Consider the following 17,726-nt stretch of genomic DNA (forward strand, 5'->3'; position numbering starts at 1 on the left):
GGAGTAATTAGACTATAACAATGAAAAAATTACATATAGGTCTTTTAAGTGCAATGCCAGAAGAAGTAGGGAAAACATTGCATCACTTAAAAAATGTCATTTCAATTTCATATGGAGATTTAGTTATTCACAAAGGTGAATGGATTTTAGAAAAATCAACTAATGCAAAAATTTTTATATCATTAGCATGGAGTGGATGGGGCAAAGTAAGTGCATCAAGAGCGGTCACAAGATTATTAAATACTGCAGACAATAATAAAAATTTGGATTTAATTCTTTTTACTGGAGTAGCCGGCTCTGGCAAAGCAGAATTAAATCAATGGGATATAGTCATTGCGAATGAAGTAATTCAACATGATATGGATGCAAGGCCTCTTTTTGAGAAATACAATATTCCAGCTTTAGGTATAGCTAAAATTAAATCTCCCCAAAATCTAACTAATTGGATATTTAATGTATTAAAAAATTCCAAAAAAAAAGGCCACCTTTCAAAATTTGGTTTTATTAAAAAAGGTTTAATTGCTTCAGGAGATAAATTCATATCAGATAAAAATAGCTTAAAGAAATTATGTATAGATATTCCTGACTTAGACGCAGTAGAAATGGAAGGAGGTGCAATTGCTCAGATAGCTACACAAGAAAAAATTCCATGGGCAATAGTGAGGGTGATATCTGATAGTGCCGATGAAGAAGCTAGTGAAGATTTTAGTACTTTTATAAAAAAATATGAAAATCACTCATGGGAAATTATTAACTGCTTATTAACAAAGATTTATGAAAACGAGACATTACTTTGAGTTTAAAAAAGTTTAAACTTTTCTCCAAACCGCTAAAAGTTTTCCTTGAAATGAAACTTCATTGAAATTTAATACAATTGGTTCATAAGCTGGATTTGCTGCTTCAAGAAATATTTTTCCTTCTCTCCTAACAAAATACTTCAAAGTTGTTCCTAAACCTGGAACCATTGCACTAACAATAGTTCCATTTTTAAGAGAGCGAGGATCTGTAATTGGCTCCATCAAAACCATATCACCATCTGCAATACATGCATCTATCATCGAATCTCCATTTACTGTGAGAGCAAAAACATTTTTCCTTTTTAAAACATTAGAAATATCTAAATTCTCTTGAACATCAGAATAAGTTTCAATTAAACCTCCAGCAGCGACTGAACCCATTATTGGTATTTCTTCTGTAATTTCATCAACTATTTGCATTGTTCTTGCTTTGCCTTCTTGCCAAGAGATGTATCCCTTTTCTTGCAAATGCTTTAAGCGACTTTGAATTGGGGCAGGAGATTTTAATCCCATAGCTTGCATCATCTGCCTGATGGATGGGCTATGCTGAAAGTCTTTCATATAATCTTTTATCCACCCATAAAGCTCATTTTGAGCATGGGTAAGATCATCCCCTTGATAAGCTTCCATAAAACAAATGTACTCTAATACATTTGTACCCTTATATTGCGTAATTTGCAAGTTTACCTAGTTTAGAAGACAAGATAAAAGTGCTTGTTGAGCATGCAATCTATTTTCTGCTTGATCAAAAATTCTACTTTTTTTACTTTCAAATACCTCATCAGTTATTTCTTTAGATCTATACGCAGGAAGGCAATGCATAATAATTGCATCTTTTTTTGCTTTATTTACTAGATCATAATTGAGAGTAAATCCATTAAAATATTTATCTTTCTCAGTCTTTTTATTTTCTTCGCCCATGGATGACCAAACATCTGTATAAAGAACATTTGCTCCTGAAACAGCGATATTAGGATCATGTGTAATTTTTAATAAATCCTTATTTTTGTATATTTCATAAGCTTTTTTAAGTACCAAGGAGTTTGGTTCATAACCTTTAGGGCATGCAATTCTAACTTCTACTCCTAATAATGCTCCAGATAAAATAAGAGAATTTGCGACATTATTACCATCACCTATGAATGTTAAAACTACATTTTTAAAATCAAAAAATTCATCATGAATAGTTAAAAAATCAGCAAGCGCCTGACATGGATGCTCTAAATCTGTAAGAGCATTTATAACTGGTTTCGAGGACCACTTCGCATATTCTTCCAAACTTGAATGATCAAATGTTCTAATCGCGATGACATCACAGTATCTACTTAGAACTCTTGCAGTATCTTTAATTGGCTCTCCTCTTCCTATTTGAGATGTTGTCGGATTAAGATCAATAGTAGTTCCACCAAGTCTTGACATCGCAACTTGAAAACTAACTCTAGTGCGCGTTGATGACTTATCAAAAATTAATCCTAAAACTTTATTGTTAGAGTTAATTTTTATTTTTTTGTTTTTAAAGTTTTTTGCAAGATTTAGAATATGATAAAGCTCATGAGTTGATATGTCCAAGCTTGATAAAAAATTTTTGTTAGCAAGCTTATTAGGTTTTAGCATGAATTATTCTAGTTAGATCTAGATTCTACTATGCAGGCAATTTAGATTCCGCAAGGAGGTTTTTTAAATCCTCACCCTCTATAACTTCTTCTTCAAGAATTTTTTGGGAAATTGATTCTAGTAAAGGTAGGTTATTCCTTAAAATTTTTAATGCAGTTTCATGAGCATCATCTACGAGATCTCTTACTTCTTTATCTATTGCTTGAGCTGTAGCATCACTAACTGATCTTCTTGGATTGTTTCCATTCCCAAGAAATTGTCCACCGCCTTGTTTGTCATAAGCAAGAGGTCCTAAAATATCGCTCATGCCAAATGTTCCTACCATTTGTTCCGCAATATCTGTAGCTCTTTGTAAATCATTAGATGCACCTGTGGTGATTTTCCCGAATACTACTTCCTCTGCAGATCGGCCACCTAAAAGTGTTGCTATCTGCCCTTTAAGTTCCTCTTTTGAATTAAGGAATCTTTCCTCTGTAGGTAATTGAAGCGTATATCCAAGCGCACTCATTCCTCTTGGAACTATTGAAATCTTTGCAACTTTTGAACCACCAGGCATTAAATGACCGACAATTGCATGCCCTACTTCATGATAAGCAACAACTTTCTTTTCATCATCTTGGAGGACTCTACTTTTCTTTTCAAGTCCAGCAACTACCCTTTCAATTGCTTCACTTAAATCTTGTTGTTCAACACTTTTCCTTTTTGCTCTTGCTGCAAGAAGAGCTGCTTCGTTGACCATATTTGCCAAGTCTGCTCCAGCGAATCCACTTGTGGCCTGAGCAATAGAATCTAAATCTATTGATTCAGCAAGTTTAACTTTTTTTGTATATATTTCTAAAATTGTCTTTCTACCTGACAGATCTGGTCTGTCAACTAAAACTTGCCTATCGAATCTGCCAGGCCTTAATAAAGCTGCATCAAGTACCTCAGGTTGGTTTGTTGCAGCAAGAACTATAACTGGTTTATCTGTTGACGCGAAGCCATCCATTTCTGTTAAAAGTTGATTAAGAGTTTGTTCTCTCTCATCATTTCCTCCCACAACTCCCATCGATCCAGAGCGACTTTTACCGATAGCATCCAGTTCATCAATGAATATAATGCAAGGTGCTTTTTTCTTTGCTTGCTCAAACAAGTCCCTGACTCTAGCAGCACCAGCACCTACGAAAAGTTCAACAAATTCAGAACCTGAAATAATAAAGAAAGGAACCTCCGCTTCTCCTGCAACCGCTTTGGAGAGAAGAGTTTTTCCTGTACCTGGAGGACCAACCAGAAGAACACCTTTAGGAATTCTTGCTCCTATATCTGTGTACCTTTCTGGCTTCTTTAAGAAATCAACTATTTCAGTTAACTCATCTTTAGCCTCATCTACTCCTGCAACATCAGCAAAAGTAACTTTAGATTCATCATCTGGCACATAAACTTTTGCTTTACTTTTGGTAAAGCTCAAAGCACCTTGTGCTCCTCCTCCTCCCATACTTCTTCTAGCGAAGAACTGTAAAACAAGTATAAAAATCAACGGTGGGACGACCCAGCTTAAAATGGTTGAAAAGAAATTAGGCTTTTTTGGAGGAGCAGCAGCGAATTCAACCCCTTTACTTTCTAACCTTTGTGGGAGGTCCATATCAAAAATTGGGGTTGTCGCTAAAACTGAAGGTGCGCCCTCTTCAGCTCCATTGAGTTCATATCTAATTTGCTCCTGAGTTATGTACGCTCTCTTAACTTCGCCATCGTTAACCTGATCTATAAATAAAGAGTAAGGAACCCTAGGGATTTGCATATTTTGATTAGGAAATAGGCTGCTAAAAAGAAGTAATGCTCCAACTCCTATTAAAATAATATTTACAATTCCAAATCTTCTATTAGGTTGATTATCATCTTGTCTTATTGGCATGGTTGTGGTCAAACTTGAACTTATTATAAACTAAACGAAGAGTTTCCGTATCTGTATTGTTTTTTTTGGGTAAGAACCGTACGGTACTTTCACCCATAGAGATTAGTATAAATATTTTGTTTAAATGAACTCTTAACGCATATATCATTCCCAATCAAACTAAGCTGAAAATCACTTAATTTAAAAATTTCATGCATTTCGTTAAATTCAAAATCACCAAAGGGATTCATACTATTTTCCCCTCCTAAGATTTTTGGAGCAATAAAAGTAATAATTTCCTGAATACAATTAGATTTGATAGCGGCTGTAGACAATCTAGGACCACATTCCCAAAGAACTTTATTACATCCTCTTTTAGCAAGTATTTTTGAAATTAACTCTGGATTATCTGATGATACCTTTTCAACCTCTACACATTTTGGAATCCTTGAGAGATAACTTTCATTTGCTGTAGAAGAATCATAAATAACTAAAGTTTTTGCCTTATTACAATCCCAAAGATTAGATTTTGAGGGGAGATCTAAACTTTTTGTGAAAACAACTCGCAAAGGCTCAGTTTTTTTTGAACCTCTGGTAGTCAAAAATGGATTATCTTTCCTTAATGTATTTCCACCAATGATTATTGCATCAAATTCTGCTCTAAAAGAGTGAACTACTGACCTTGATTCTTCACTAGTAATCCATTTACTTTTTCCATTTTTTAAAGCTATTCTTCCATCCATACTCATTGCCCATTTAAGAACACCAAATGCCTTTTTAGTTATATTTCTATGAATGAAAGCCTTATTCAAATCTAAGGATTCTTTTTTACATAATCCTAAGTGAACTTGAATTCCCGCTTCTTCTAGCAGCTTAATACCTTTACCAGAGACTCTTTTATCAGGGTCTTCAATAGATATATATACCTTTTTTATCCCAGAGGATATAACCTTATCTACACACGGAGGTGTTTTGCCTTGATGGCAACAAGGTTCAAGATTTACATACATTGTCCCCCCTTTGGCATCTTTATTAAGTTTTTCAAAAGCCATCGCCTCCGCATGAGGCATACCTGCTTTGTAATGGAACCCCTCTGAAACAAGTTTTCCATTTTTATCAAGTATTACCGCTCCTACCTTAGGGTTTGGACTCGTTGTGTTTTTGCCTAACGAGGCCAAAAAAATTGCCCTTTTCATCCATTTTGTATGGCTTACATTTTTTTCAATATCTTGTAAATTAATAATCAACTTAGTGATCTCCATTCCTTAACCACGAATGGAGGAACAGGTAACTCTGAAAAAACACCTGTCAAAGATAATCTCAATGGTCTATTTTTACCTATATTTTCAATAAGCTCATCCAGGTCAAATTCTGCAGCAGCTTGTCTACCGTCATTTGCTAATGCCTCGTTAAGTAATGTTTTGTCATCTAAGATCCATTGTTTTCTTCCAGACTCAACATTTAATCCTGTAGGGTGATCAATCCTAAGATTTCCTGGATATCCGATTACCCTCAAGATCAATTTATCTTCAAAAAGTGGAGATTTATAAGCTACTAATTGCCAAGTTTCAAAGTCCAAGTCCCTTAAAAACTCACTGCTAGCATTTATTAATTCCCCATTTATTTCTGTTTCTGCAATTTCTGCAGATACTTTTATTGGGTTAAAAACAAAGGATAGTAGTAAAAGTAAAGGTAATATTCTTTTAAAAAAAATATTTTTATTTGATTTTGTAATTTTCTTCATTTTCAGAATCCATCAGAGCATCTAGAGTTACGGCTGTTCTTACAATAGCTTGGTACCTTTTGATTATTTTACGATTTTTTTCTATAACTCGAGATAAATTCAAAGTGTCTTTTTCAGAATAGCTAGATGTTAAATCACTAGAATCTTCTTCAATAAACTCAAATTCATTATCTTTATTAATTAGAGTTAACAATAAATCATGTAATCTCTTTCTCCTTTCAGACAATTAATTTACAATGATAACTCGAATAATAATAAGATAATTTAATACAACATTCAAACAGTTTAGTTCTTTTTCATTAAATATTGATGACCGAAGTTAGTAGAAAAATTCATGTAGTAGGTATTAATTCATATATATTTGGAGATTTATCTTCCAAATTACAAGATCTTTTTTTAAAGACAGGTAATATTGCTGTTCCCAATTCATATCTTGAAGAAATTAAATCATGGAGCGAAAATGATTTAGAAAAAAAGAAATCATTTTTTTCTAGCAACAGTAATTACGAACTTGTTAACTGGCTTAAATCTCAAAAAACAGATGTTATTTTAATTTCAAGAGGAGATCCACTTTGGTTTGGAATTGGGAGAACACTACTTGAAAATTTTAAAAAAGATGAATTAAGTTTCTACCCTTCAAATACTTGCATTCAATTAGCATTTAGTAAGTTAAAGATCCCATGGCAAGATGCTGTTAATGTAAGTATTCACGGCAGAGATTCGACTCAGTTAATTGGGGCTCTTAAAGCAAGGCCTAAAAATTTAGCGGTTATAACGGATTCAAATAATAAAAGTTTAGAAATAATCAAAAAAAACTTATCAGAATTAAATCTGATTGACTTCTATGATTTTTGGCTCTGTGAAGAGTTAGGCTTCGACAACGAAAAAATAAGAAAATTAAATCTTAAAAAGTCATTACCATCTGATATATCAAGTTTGAATATTGTTGTTCTTACGAAAACAGAAAAAAATTACTCAAATAAGAATCTCCCTCTTTTCGGAATCAATGACCGTATTTTTAAAACTTTTGATGATAGACCAAATTTATTAACTAAAAGAGAGGTTCGTGTTCAAATCATAGCTGATTTAGAGCTCCCGAAAAAAGGTGTCATTTGGGATATAGGAGCAGGTTGTGGATCAATTGGTTTAGAGACATTAAAATTAAGGCCTAATTTAGATTTGTTTTGTATTGATAAAAGGATTGGATCAAAAGCATTAATACTAGAAAACGCAAAAAGACTTGGCGTTAAACCAAAATTTATTTTTGAGGAAGATATAATCAAAATCTTGAACACTAGAAATTTAAGTTCTTTTGAAAAACCTAATAGATTAGTAATTGGAGGATGTGATAAACAAACTAAAATTATTATTATTAATCAACTGGGTAAAGTAATGAATACAGGAAGTATTATCATCATCCCAATAATAGATATTCAAACTATAAAAGAATTGAAAAAACAATTAGAAAATAAAAATTTCAACACAAATTTAAATTTAATTCAGACTTACAAAAGCTTAAGTATCTCAGAGGGAATGAGATTAGAACCAAATAATCCTATTTTTTTATTAAAAGGGAAAAAATCAATTTAAATAATTCTTATTTGTCAGGTTTAGCCACATGGGGTAATCCCCAACCTAGTTTATTCCTTAAAACTTGGAAAAATTCATGATCTTCAAGTCTAATAAACTTTACTGAGTGTTTACTTTTTCTTATTAAAACTCTATCCTCAGGCCAAACATAACAACCAGCATTTCCATCAACAACCATTACTAATCTTTCAGGAGTTGCAGGGAAAACAGTTACTGGTTCGGAATCATTAAAAACTAAAGCTCTTGATGCCAATGAATGTGGGGCTATTGGAGTTAATTGCACGACTGGGCAATCTGGTGTAATAACTGGTCCTCCAGCACTCAATGAATATGCAGTAGAACCAGTTGGAGTAGATAAAATGACCCCATCAGCTGAAATATCCACAGGTGCATGTCGCCCTATAGAAATCTCAAAATGACACATACTTGTAAGAGGTTCTCTGTGAAGAGCCATCTCATTAAGGCAAAGAGATTCCCATCTCCTTTGATCATTCCTCATTACACTAATAATGAAGCAAGTTCTTTCTTCAATATCCCAATTCCCAGAAACAATTTTATCAATAGCTTCCTCTAAGTTAGATAAATAAGCTTCGGCAAGGAAGCCTAAATGACCAGTATTTATTGTAAGGATTGGAATTTTAGCAGGTGCCGTTTGCCTTGCTGCAGAAAGAACAGTTCCATCTCCACCAAGAACGATTGCAAATTCTATTGATGAATCAAACCCCTCGGGTACACAATTCTTATACCCCAAGGGACGAACATGTTGATCAGGATTTGCGAAACCAACCATCCCTCCAGAGCTACTTACTCTTACAACTTCAAAATTAGATTTTTCTAATTTTTTTTGAACAGAAGTTGCGGTTTGAACAGCTAGTTCCTTCCCATCATTAACGATTAGTCCTGCTTTACGTACCAATCAAAAAATTAAAGCTAGAACTATCTTAAACTAATTTGTTAGACAATCCTAATTTAAGAATTAAATACTATTAGAACTGTTCTAAAAATCTAATATCATTTGTATAAAATTTTCTGATATCGTCAATCTGGTGTCTCACCATACAAAATCTCTCAACTCCTAATCCTGCTGCAAAACCGGTCCATTTCTCAGAATCTATTCCTAATTTTTCTAAGACCTTTGGATCTACCATTCCGCAGCCCATTACTTCTAACCATTTACCTTTCCACTGGACGTCTACTTCTGCTGAAGGTTCAGTAAAGGGGAAATAACTAGCTCTAAATCTTACAGGTATATCTCCAAAAAAGGTTTTTAAAAATGTAAGAACTGTTCCTCTGAGGTGACTAAAATTAATATCTTGATCAATACATAAAACCTCAACCTGATTAAATACAGGGGAATGAGTAGCATCTACTGCATCTCTCCTATATACTCTCCCGGGGGCAATAATTCTTACTGGAGGAGGATTGTTCTCTAAGTATCTTATCTGAACAGGAGAAGTATGGGTCCTTAAAAGTCGATTTTCATCTAAGTAAAAAGTATCCTGCATATCTCTCGCCGGATGATTTTTGGGTATATTGAGAGACTCAAAATTGTAAAAATCAGTTTCTATTTCAGGTCCACTCTCAACTGAGTATCCTAAACCACAAAAAATATCTATTATTTCATCTTGAGTTGAAATTAAAGGGTGTTTATTTCCGGGGGGGGTTCCAATTGAGGGGATTGTTACATCAATTTTTTCTGTTTTGATCTTTTTGTCTAAGGCTTCAATATTTAGTTGATTTTTTCTTTCGGTTATTAATTCCTGCAAATTTATCTTTATTAAATTTGCCTTCTGGCCAACAATTGGTCGATCAATAGCTGATAATTGCCCCATTGTTTTCAAGATAATTGACAAATCACCTTTTTTTCCTAACAAGGAAACTCTTAATTGATCCAGTTCTTCATTAGTACTAGCATTATTTATATTATTTTTTGCTGTTAGAGAAAGATTATTTAGTTTTTCCTCAATTTGACTTAATGATTCAATCTGACTCACTGATATAGTAAAAATAAGTATTGCTTTATCTTACTTAAATATCGTCCATAAATAAAATTTATTGATTAATGAAACCGTTAAATATATTAATAAGCAATGATGATGGTGTTTTTGCAGCGGGGATAAGAGCTTTAGCAAAATCAGCACAAAAAAGAGGGCATAAGGTAAAAGTAGTATGTCCTGACCAAGAAAGATCAGCTACAGGCCATGGCCTTACTTTACAATCTCCACTAAGAGTAGAAAGAGCTGATGAATTATTCGAAAAAGGAATTGAAGCTTGGGGATGTTCAGGCACTCCTGCTGATTGCGTAAAATTAGCACTATCTGAAATTTTGGATAGAAAACCTGATTTAGTTCTATCTGGAATAAATCACGGTCCCAATTTAGGAACAGATATTTTTTGTTCGGGCACAGTCGCTGCAGCCATGGAAGGCACTTTAGAAAATGTTCCATCCATGGCGATAAGTGTGGCTAGTTTTAAGTGGAAAAATTTTGAATTCGCCGGAGAAATTGCAATGAATATTGCTGAACAAGCCATTAAAGATAGTTGGCCAGCTTCACTTCTATTAAATTTGAATATCCCCCCTTGCGATAAAAGCAAAATAAAAGAATTATCCTGGACAAGATTATCAGTAAGAAAATATAAAAATCAATTTTCCAAAAGAGAAGATCCTAGGGGTGATGATTATTATTGGTTAGCAGGTGAGGTAGTTTTAGATCTTAAATCAAAAGGTTATGGTCCTAAGAATTGGCCTAGTGATGTATCTCAAATACAAGATAATAAAATATCGCTTACACCTGTAGAACCAGATTTATTTTGGAGAGGTAATTTAGAAGACTTACCTAAAATTAATAATTCATTTATAAATCCTTCTTAAAAGCCATAAAGAAAAGCAAAGTCCAAAAAAATGGGCCGCAATAACTTGTGTGTTACTAAGAACTGATAATATTTCAAGCCCAGTAATTGGGATATCAGATGTTGCTGTTATCAATTGTCCAGTCGTCTGAGAGGATGCTTGTATAAAAAGGGCGCCCATAAGAGCTTGATATCCAATTAATCCAAACAAAATTCCTAATAAATCAACTATTAGGCCTCTTTTTATTAATTTACTGGTTTGTCCTCTTGAGGGTCTTGCATTACTTGCGATTGCTCTTCCTGTTCTAACTATTAACCAACCTTGCCAAAGACTAAAAAGTAGTAAAATCAAGGATATTGTTGTAAGTGATAGACCAGGTGCCAAGCCAAGCTGCCCTTCGCTATTATTTACAACATTTGAAAAAAGCAAAACAGCCGCAACAACAACACCTAAAATGGATTGAACCCAAAAGCGTATCCATCCAATGCGTCGCATTCCAAATGAAAGGGACTGAAAATCAATTTTGTCAGACATTCATTTGATTGAATAAACTACGATCTATTCAAATTTGCCATCAAAATCATAAAATTGCACGAAATCTTTTGATCTCTTTAATATCGCCATCTGAAGTTAAGAATCCTACTTCAATAGCTATTGGAAGTTTTGATGGCCTACATGCTGGCCACAGAAAATTAATAAAAAGTGTAGTTGATGAAAATCAATATGTCCCAACAATTGCCAGCTTCTGGCCTCATCCCAGAGAAGTTCTATACAAAGAGACACGTCTTAGACTTGATCTCCCTTATGAAAAACTGCCTATTCTTGAAGATCTTGGAATTAAACAATTAGTTCTTATTCCTTTTAATAAAGAACTATCCAAATTAAGTGCAGAAATATTTGTAAAAGATGTTTTGATAAATCAATTAAAAGCCAAAAACATTTCTGTAGGTGCTAATTTTAAATTTGGTTTTAGAAGAAGTGGTGACATAAATACTATAAAAAATACGATTAAAGATATGGACATAAAACTAAAAATTACTCCAATTTTAGAAGACAACGGAGGCAGAATCAGCAGCAGCAGAATAAGAGATTTATTAGAGAAAAGTGATCTGAAAAATGCTTTCAAAATGCTAAATAGGCCTTATAGTTTTAATGGAAAGGTTGTTAAAGGTAAAGGGATTGGGAAAAGTATAGGATGGCCTACCGCAAATCTTGAAATAGATGGCAGAAAATTTTTACCAGGAGAAGGAGTCTACGCAGCTTGGACAACTATAGAAAATTCCAACCAAAAAATCGAATCTGTTATGAATCTTGGCCGTCAACCAACGATAAATCCCTTATTGCCATCTGCAGTTGAAGTTCATTTAATTAATAAAGATATCGATCTATATGGTTTAAATCTATCTGTAGAACCACTTGAAAAGATTAGGTCTCAAATCCAATTCAAGAATATAGATCAACTTTCTAACCAAATTAAGAAAGATAAAGATAATGCCCTAAAAATATTTAAAACCGACAAAAAATAAATTAAAAATGCTGAATTCCAATCCTACAAACTCTGAAGATTTAAGAATTTATCAAATTATTGACGCCAATCTAGACAGAGCCAGAGAGGGATTACGAGTACTGGAGGATTGGGCTAGATTTGGTCTAGGCAAAGAAAAATATGTTAAAAGGATTAAAAATTTTAGACAAATTTTGGGGAAAAATCATCTAGAAATTTATAAACAATCTAGAAATCATACTGAGGACAAATGCAAAGGGCTGACCCATCAAGAGCAAATCAACAGAAATACCTTTGAGAAAATTATAAGTTCTAATTCAGGAAGAGTTCAAGAAGCATTAAGAGTCATCGAAGAATTCTCAAGGCTACATAATCATGAACTTTCAAAAATCGCTTCGGAAATTAGATATGAAATTTATAATATAGAAATTGACTTATTAAATTTAAGCACGTGTAAGAATTCTGAGGAAATATTAAAAGAAAATGACTTATATGTAATCACAGATCAAAAGGATAATTTATTAGAAATAATTGAAAAGATTTTAATTGCAGGAGTAAAAATCATTCAACATAGATTTAAAACGGGAACTGATAAAGATAATCTAGAAGAAGCAATTAAGATTAAAAATCTATGTAAAAGATATAATTCCTTGTTCATCATTAACGATAGGCTTGATATAGCTCTAGCTTCTAATGCGGATGGAATTCATCTTGGACAAGATGATTTAGACTTAAAGTCCGCAAGAAAATTATTAGGATATTCAAAAATAATTGGTATAAGCGCAAATAATGAAATTGATATTTCTAATGCTCTTAAAGACGGTTGTAATTACATAGGAGTAGGACCAGTATTTGAAACAGCAACAAAAAAGAACAAAAAACCTATAGGTATTGAAAAGATAAAAATATTGACAAAAGATTTAAATATTCCTTGGTTTGCTATCGGAGGAATTAAGTCGAATAATATTTCATATTTAAAAAAAAATGGGTTTAAAAAAGTTGCCTTAGTTTCCCAATTAATGAATTCTGAAGATCCTAAAAAAGACGCTATTATGATTTTAAAAAAGTTGTCTCATGAAAATTAAAGTAAATGGAGAAGAAAAAAAAATAGAACTTGATCAAGAAAACGCTGTATTATCTAAAGCTCTAAATTTAATGGGATATAAACCCAACACAATTGTCGTAGAGTTAAATAATTTAATTATTAATTCCTTAAAATGGGAAAAAGTGAAACTTAAAGATGGGGATAATTTAGAAATCGTTTCAATAGTTGGTGGTGGTTAAAAGATAAAATTTTGTATATTAAAAATCTTCATAATATTTTAAGTTTAGCCTTGAAACAATAACCAATTTTTTCCTGTTTTCGTTCTATATTCTTATTAACTCAATAGAGCAATGAAAGAAAAAATTAATAGTAACTCAAGATCTCTAAAATGGGAGCAAAATGGGGAATTAGCACAGAAAGATCTTTCTGAGTTAATTGAAAGATTAAAAAACGTAGAAAGTGAACATACATCTTCTGAGCTTTCTAGATTAGGTACAAAATCAAACATAAAAGATTAAATTTGTTACTTAGATCTTGTCTTTATAAAAATTTGTACCAAATTAAAGTTACTGAACATATAAATAAATGCCGAAAAGATTTCCAGAATGGGTAAATACACAAGTCGTGGTTAAAGCAATCAAAATGAGAGAAGAAGGAATGCTTTCAAAACAACTTAATTTATGGATAGAAAACCTGCTAGAAATAGAAAAAAAGTAAATCAATTAGGAAATATTTTTAATAATTCTCAGAGCCGCCATTGCTGCTCCGTAACCATTATCTATATTCATAACTGCAATACCTGGAGAACAACTTGACAACATACTATTTAAAGCTGCGCTCCCATCCTTACTAACGCCGTAACCGACTGAGACAGGTACTGCGATTATCGGTTGTGGCAACAATCCACCAACAACTGTTGCCAAAGCTCCTTCCATTCCAGCACAAACTATTAATACATTATATTTATTAATTTCTTCTAACTGACTCATTAATCGATGAAGTCCTGCTACTCCAACATCTATAAAAGATTGACAATTCACTCCATAAATTTCAAGTGCTAATTTTGCCTCAAGTGTTACGGCCAAATCACTTGAACCTCCTGAAATTATGGCAACTTTTTTATTAGTATTTATTTTATTCAGATTTTTCCCAATTATTAGGCAATTTGCTTCTTCATAGAATCGTGCATCATCATATAAATCTAAAAGATAATTAGCCTTTTCATCATTAATCCTTGTAATGAAAACAACCTCATTTTTACTTAATACACTCTCAGATAATCTCTTTAATTGGTCGATACTCTTGTCTTGCCCCCAGATAGCCTCAATAAGTCCAAGCCTCTCTCTTCTTTGAAAATCAAACTTGATATCAAAATTCATTTTTGTTTATCTAACTCTCCCTCATAAATTAATTTAAAAGGATTTTCTCTTACATTAAGAGCAGCTTTAACATTATCTTCAAATTTTTGTTGGACTACATTTACTTCTGACATTGGTATGCTTTTCCATAGTTTTTTACTTTTCCAATTTACCAATATCAAAGCTTCTTCTTTTTCTTTATCCCAAAACAATTGTCTCCCCAAAAAACCTTCTTGAATAGATAACCAAGGCTCCCAAACTTTGTTTTCAGCCTCAAGCCATACTTCTTTAAATTTAGATGGAACTTTAAGTCTTAATTCTTCTATTATGAATCCATTTTGATGATTTTCCATTTGTAGTGCATTAAGAATTTCAGAATTACTTTGAAAGAATAATATAAATAAACATATTAATAAGAAGGTATTGTTCCTAATTATCTTTTTAACTTTAAATCTTTTATTCATAATTTTTTCTCAAGCAATGCCACAGAATGACAACTTATTCCTTCTTCTCTCCCCTCTGGACCCAATTTTTCATTTGTGGTAGCTTTAATTCCTATTAAACTATCATCGATTTGTAAAGTGTTGGCAATATTTTTTTTCATTTGTTCCAAATAGGGTTTTAGTTTTGGCCGTTCAGCAACAACAACACTATCAATATTATTAACCTCCCAACCTTCTTTTCTTATTAATTCAATAACTTCTGATAATAGGAATAAACTATTTGAATCTTTCCATTTGTTATCAGATGGTGGAAAGTATTTTCCAATATCCCCAAGAGAAAGAGCTCCTAATAATGCATCCATAATGGAATGTATTAAGACGTCGGCATCACTATGCCCATCTAGACCTAAATTATGAGGATGGTTTAATAAAACACCTCCGATGATAAGTTTCCTTCCAAAAACTAATCTATGAATGTCATATCCATTACCAATACGGAACTGTGGTGAGGTTCTAGTCATACCAATAGGTTTGAGGTATCTAAAAACAATCTGTAACTTTTCTGTAATTCCATATGGATATTTAACTTAACAATTTGCTGATACATCTGACCTCCTAAAGTACATCTTAGCAATAAAAAGAACCCCCACTAAAGTGAGAGTTCTAATAAAGGTCTTAGGTGTAATTTTATTCTGGAAATTTTATTATTTGGATTTGAAACAGAAGTACGATTTCCATATGAGTTATACCGTATTGCAGTTATAGATTACATTTCATTATGGATGTTAAAACTGTTCATGTATTGTTTATGCACTATGAAACGATCCACAAGCATTAATTTAATAATAACTTGCATACTTTTAATAATTCCAGGTGTAAGATCTCAAGACAAATTTGACTATCATTGGCGACATTGGAAAGGTCAAATTCCACCCACAATGAGTTGTGCAAATGGAACATTGAAGTGGGAGCAAATCTCTACAGCAAGGATGGTTATCCCCAGTAAAGAGTGGAGTGACTTTAAAACAACTGCTGAGGTTCATTTAACACTCACAAGACCTGATAACTCAGTCATTAAAGAAAACGGAATAGCAAGAAATAATGGTGTCTTATCATCAGTAACGGGCAAAAGGATCTCAGCAGGTGTTGGTACTCAGTCGCTCACACTAAAACTAGATGAAAATATTCTTTGTGAAAACTGGAAGTTTCATAAACCCAATGTCTTCACTTATTAATCACAACTTTAATTGCTTCTTAAGATATGCTTCTGCAATTTCATCTACGGTCAGATCACTTTGTCTTGCTTTATTACTTAGTCGTCTATAGATGTCAGAATTAATTAATATCCTTGATTTCATGATGCCTATTAATTAGTTCCAGAAAGAATACTATCAAGTTGTTCCTTATCTTTTATTTTCATACCTACCTCTGCATAGTTTCTTAAGAGAGTTGCAGTTGGAACAAACGTAGTATTGCTCTCTCTTACTAATCTCTTGTACATTTCCTGTTTTGCTTTAGGAAATGAAGTATTAATCTTAGGTTGTGTTTTAATAATTGTGCTTTGCATTAGGTTTACCTGTTGTGAAGTTAACTGAACTCAAACTAATGAGTTGTAAGGATCAAGTGACAAATGTTTAGAACTGGTTTCCTTATTTAAGTATCCAACTACTGAATATTTATCTTCTGGTTCTATCCATTGAACATCTACTTTTCTCCATTTATTAATACTCTTACAGCGACCTCTAATTACAGTATTAAAGGTGTCCTGTAATTCTTGCTTGTCTGCTTTTGTTTTATACAATTCTGTCTTAGGTAATATCAGATGAGTATGGTAATTATGTTTAACCTTACCTAGTTCATGGAAGAATAATAGATTTGGATGCTTCTTTTTCCAAGTTTGATTTAAGCGTTTAATACCATACAGATATCTCAATACCAAGTTCAATATCTTTTTTGCATCAGGATAGATATGGTCTATTTTCTTGCGTCTTTTAGAATTGATATTCTGTTTCCATAAATCACCAAAGCATTTGTAACCATATCTGTCTTTGTACCCAAATGGATTATCTGTTTCTTTGATTGGTTTTATGTAATCCACGTCATTTGTATAGTGGAGCGTTACCAACCAAGTTGGATTAATTACATTGTTGTCTAGTAGGTTCCTGAGATAAAGAAGTCCTTCTATGTAATAGTCATAATCCTCTTGCTTGTTGAGACAAACTTTTGGATTTATTGGTATGTGATCTCTATGTAGTTTGATACTTCTATCATTGAACTGACGCTGATAAGCATAGTAGTTATCTAATGAGCGTAAGTTTATTGGTCTATCTAATTTGATAGATAATTCTCTTTCTAATTCAATAATTTGATTAAAATTCATGGCACGACAAAGATTTAGGGGTGTAAATCCCAAGCAGAGAAAGATATTCAACTATTACTAGCGTTCCCTCCCATAGACCATTTCTCCTTTGGTAAATTAATTACTATTGAGATTGCTATTTCTAAAAACAAGACACTATCAACTGATAGTGGTGATCTATGTTTGTACTATCCAAGAGGAGTTCTACTTACTTGGCAATATATTTAATATGTTTCATAAATAGTTAACTTTGATTACCTACAGTCGGTAATGCACAAGGTAAGACCACTAGAGTGACGAACTAAAGAAAACAAATATAGTTTTATTAGTAGATTAATTAAATTGTGGTTTTGGAATTATGAACCATGTTTTATTTATGCAAGTTGTTCCCTAAATCTTCTGATTTGTCCTCAAATCTTGATAATTGAGCAATATTTTCTACTTTCTGGTCACTTTTAATGGTGTTTTTCTTCCGCTTTTAGAATTAATCTACCGCATGGTTCATATGTTGTATTACACGAAATGCTAGTGCTACAGGGCGTTGTGGGGGT

Annotated in this window: 22 protein-coding genes; 8 read left to right on the forward strand and 14 right to left on the reverse strand. The window is 32.7% G+C overall.

The features are described 5' to 3' along the window. Positions 1 to 20 precede the first annotated feature (20 nt). Complete coding sequence (locus tag JJ844_01120) at positions 21 to 797, forward strand: 5'-methylthioadenosine/adenosylhomocysteine nucleosidase (GenBank protein ID MBO6974279.1); 777 nt, start codon at positions 21 to 23, stop codon at positions 795 to 797. A 12-nt stretch (positions 798 to 809) separates the two neighbouring features. Here the strand turns inward: JJ844_01120 and lexA are convergent, their stop codons facing one another. The 6 genes from lexA to JJ844_01150 all read right to left on the reverse strand — a co-directional run bounded on the left by lexA (position 810) and on the right by JJ844_01150 (position 6,251). Continuing rightward, positions 810 to 1,427, reverse strand: a complete 618-nt coding sequence (gene lexA / locus JJ844_01125; protein ID MBO6974280.1) for a repressor LexA — start codon at positions 1,425 to 1,427, stop codon at positions 810 to 812. 57 nt (positions 1,428 to 1,484) lie between these two features. After that, positions 1,485 to 2,411: an ornithine carbamoyltransferase gene (argF, locus tag JJ844_01130; GenBank protein MBO6974281.1), complete on the reverse strand. Its 927-nt coding sequence runs from the start codon at positions 2,409 to 2,411 to the stop codon at positions 1,485 to 1,487. Positions 2,412 to 2,439: 28 nt separating this feature from the next. Next, the gene (gene ftsH, locus JJ844_01135) at positions 2,440 to 4,302 is read right to left on the reverse strand and encodes an ATP-dependent zinc metalloprotease FtsH (protein ID MBO6974282.1); all 1,863 of its coding nucleotides are present in this window, start codon (positions 4,300 to 4,302) and stop codon (positions 2,440 to 2,442) included. 89 nt (positions 4,303 to 4,391) lie between these two features. Further along, the gene (ribD, locus tag JJ844_01140) at positions 4,392 to 5,477 is read right to left on the reverse strand and encodes a bifunctional diaminohydroxyphosphoribosylaminopyrimidine deaminase/5-amino-6-(5-phosphoribosylamino)uracil reductase RibD (GenBank protein ID MBO6974283.1); all 1,086 of its coding nucleotides are present in this window, start codon (positions 5,475 to 5,477) and stop codon (positions 4,392 to 4,394) included. 47 nt (positions 5,478 to 5,524) lie between these two features. Then, the gene (locus tag JJ844_01145) at positions 5,525 to 6,025 is read right to left on the reverse strand and encodes a DUF3122 domain-containing protein (protein MBO6974284.1); all 501 of its coding nucleotides are present in this window, start codon (positions 6,023 to 6,025) and stop codon (positions 5,525 to 5,527) included. After that, complete coding sequence (locus tag JJ844_01150; protein ID MBO6974285.1) at positions 6,000 to 6,251, reverse strand: hypothetical protein; 252 nt, start codon at positions 6,249 to 6,251, stop codon at positions 6,000 to 6,002. Before JJ844_01150 ends, JJ844_01145 begins: the two co-directional genes overlap by 26 nt. A gap of 83 nt (positions 6,252 to 6,334) precedes the next feature. Here JJ844_01150 and cbiE point away from each other — a divergent pair, with 83 nt between their 5' ends. Beyond that, on the forward strand, positions 6,335 to 7,615 hold the full coding sequence (gene cbiE, locus JJ844_01155; protein ID MBO6974286.1) for a precorrin-6y C5,15-methyltransferase (decarboxylating) subunit CbiE: 1,281 nt from the start codon (positions 6,335 to 6,337) through the stop codon (positions 7,613 to 7,615). Positions 7,616 to 7,622: 7 nt separating this feature from the next. Here the strand turns inward: cbiE and JJ844_01160 are convergent, their stop codons facing one another. Both JJ844_01160 and pheS read right to left on the reverse strand, forming a co-directional pair. Continuing rightward, positions 7,623 to 8,531: an NAD(+) kinase gene (locus tag JJ844_01160; protein MBO6974287.1), complete on the reverse strand. Its 909-nt coding sequence runs from the start codon at positions 8,529 to 8,531 to the stop codon at positions 7,623 to 7,625. A 70-nt stretch (positions 8,532 to 8,601) separates the two neighbouring features. Beyond that, positions 8,602 to 9,609, reverse strand: a complete 1,008-nt coding sequence (pheS, locus tag JJ844_01165; protein MBO6974288.1) for a phenylalanine--tRNA ligase subunit alpha — start codon at positions 9,607 to 9,609, stop codon at positions 8,602 to 8,604. 68 nt (positions 9,610 to 9,677) lie between these two features. Here pheS and surE point away from each other — a divergent pair, with 68 nt between their 5' ends. After that, positions 9,678 to 10,487 (forward strand): 5'/3'-nucleotidase SurE, encoded by an 810-nt coding sequence (gene surE / locus JJ844_01170; protein ID MBO6974289.1) that lies wholly within the window; start codon positions 9,678 to 9,680, stop codon positions 10,485 to 10,487. Here the strand turns inward: surE and JJ844_01175 are convergent. Further along, the gene (locus tag JJ844_01175) at positions 10,467 to 11,000 is read right to left on the reverse strand and encodes a DUF3611 family protein (protein ID MBO6974290.1); all 534 of its coding nucleotides are present in this window, start codon (positions 10,998 to 11,000) and stop codon (positions 10,467 to 10,469) included. The two genes, surE and JJ844_01175, sit on opposite strands and share 21 nt — an antisense overlap. A gap of 68 nt (positions 11,001 to 11,068) precedes the next feature. On the opposite strand from JJ844_01175, the gene JJ844_01180 reads away from it, so the two are divergent. From JJ844_01180 to JJ844_01195, 4 genes are all read left to right on the forward strand, one after another. Then, positions 11,069 to 11,992, forward strand: a complete 924-nt coding sequence (locus JJ844_01180; GenBank protein MBO6974291.1) for a bifunctional riboflavin kinase/FAD synthetase — start codon at positions 11,069 to 11,071, stop codon at positions 11,990 to 11,992. Positions 11,993 to 11,999: 7 nt separating this feature from the next. Continuing rightward, a complete protein-coding gene (locus JJ844_01185) occupies positions 12,000 to 13,055 on the forward strand; it encodes a thiamine phosphate synthase (protein ID MBO6974292.1) in 1,056 nt (351 codons plus the stop codon). Beyond that, on the forward strand, positions 13,045 to 13,254 hold the full coding sequence (gene thiS, locus JJ844_01190) for a sulfur carrier protein ThiS (protein MBO6974293.1): 210 nt from the start codon (positions 13,045 to 13,047) through the stop codon (positions 13,252 to 13,254). Before JJ844_01185 ends, thiS begins: the two co-directional genes overlap by 11 nt. A 111-nt stretch (positions 13,255 to 13,365) precedes the next feature. After that, on the forward strand, positions 13,366 to 13,533 hold the full coding sequence (locus JJ844_01195; protein ID MBO6974294.1) for a hypothetical protein: 168 nt from the start codon (positions 13,366 to 13,368) through the stop codon (positions 13,531 to 13,533). A 204-nt stretch (positions 13,534 to 13,737) separates the two neighbouring features. On the opposite strand, the gene larB is transcribed toward JJ844_01195, so the two are convergent. Genes larB through JJ844_01210 form a run of 3 tightly spaced genes read right to left on the reverse strand, consistent with a single transcriptional unit; the run spans position 13,738 to position 15,337 of the window. Next, positions 13,738 to 14,394 (reverse strand): nickel pincer cofactor biosynthesis protein LarB, encoded by a 657-nt coding sequence (gene larB / locus JJ844_01200; GenBank protein ID MBO6974295.1) that lies wholly within the window; start codon positions 14,392 to 14,394, stop codon positions 13,738 to 13,740. Then, a complete protein-coding gene (locus JJ844_01205; protein ID MBO6974296.1) occupies positions 14,391 to 14,837 on the reverse strand; it encodes a TIGR03792 family protein in 447 nt (148 codons plus the stop codon). Before JJ844_01205 ends, larB begins: the two co-directional genes overlap by 4 nt. Beyond that, positions 14,834 to 15,337: a 2-C-methyl-D-erythritol 2,4-cyclodiphosphate synthase gene (locus JJ844_01210; protein ID MBO6974297.1), complete on the reverse strand. Its 504-nt coding sequence runs from the start codon at positions 15,335 to 15,337 to the stop codon at positions 14,834 to 14,836. The genes JJ844_01205 and JJ844_01210 overlap by 4 nt, the downstream gene beginning before the upstream one ends. 294 nt (positions 15,338 to 15,631) lie before the next feature. Here JJ844_01210 and JJ844_01215 point away from each other — a divergent pair, with 294 nt between their 5' ends. Beyond that, complete coding sequence (locus JJ844_01215) at positions 15,632 to 16,051, forward strand: hypothetical protein (GenBank protein MBO6974298.1); 420 nt, start codon at positions 15,632 to 15,634, stop codon at positions 16,049 to 16,051. A gap of 131 nt (positions 16,052 to 16,182) precedes the next feature. Here JJ844_01215 and JJ844_01220 read toward each other — a convergent pair whose 3' ends face one another. Beyond that, the gene (locus JJ844_01220) at positions 16,183 to 16,383 is read right to left on the reverse strand and encodes a hypothetical protein (GenBank protein MBO6974299.1); all 201 of its coding nucleotides are present in this window, start codon (positions 16,381 to 16,383) and stop codon (positions 16,183 to 16,185) included. A gap of 30 nt (positions 16,384 to 16,413) precedes the next feature. Next, positions 16,414 to 17,247, reverse strand: coding sequence for a hypothetical protein (locus JJ844_01225; protein ID MBO6974300.1), 834 nt, complete (start codon positions 17,245 to 17,247; stop codon positions 16,414 to 16,416). Between the last annotated feature and the right edge of the window lie 479 nt (positions 17,248 to 17,726).

It is taken from the genome of Prochlorococcus marinus CUG1435 (assembly GCA_017644375.1).
GTDB lineage: Bacteria > Cyanobacteriota > Cyanobacteriia > PCC-6307 > Cyanobiaceae > Prochlorococcus_A > Prochlorococcus_A marinus_AH.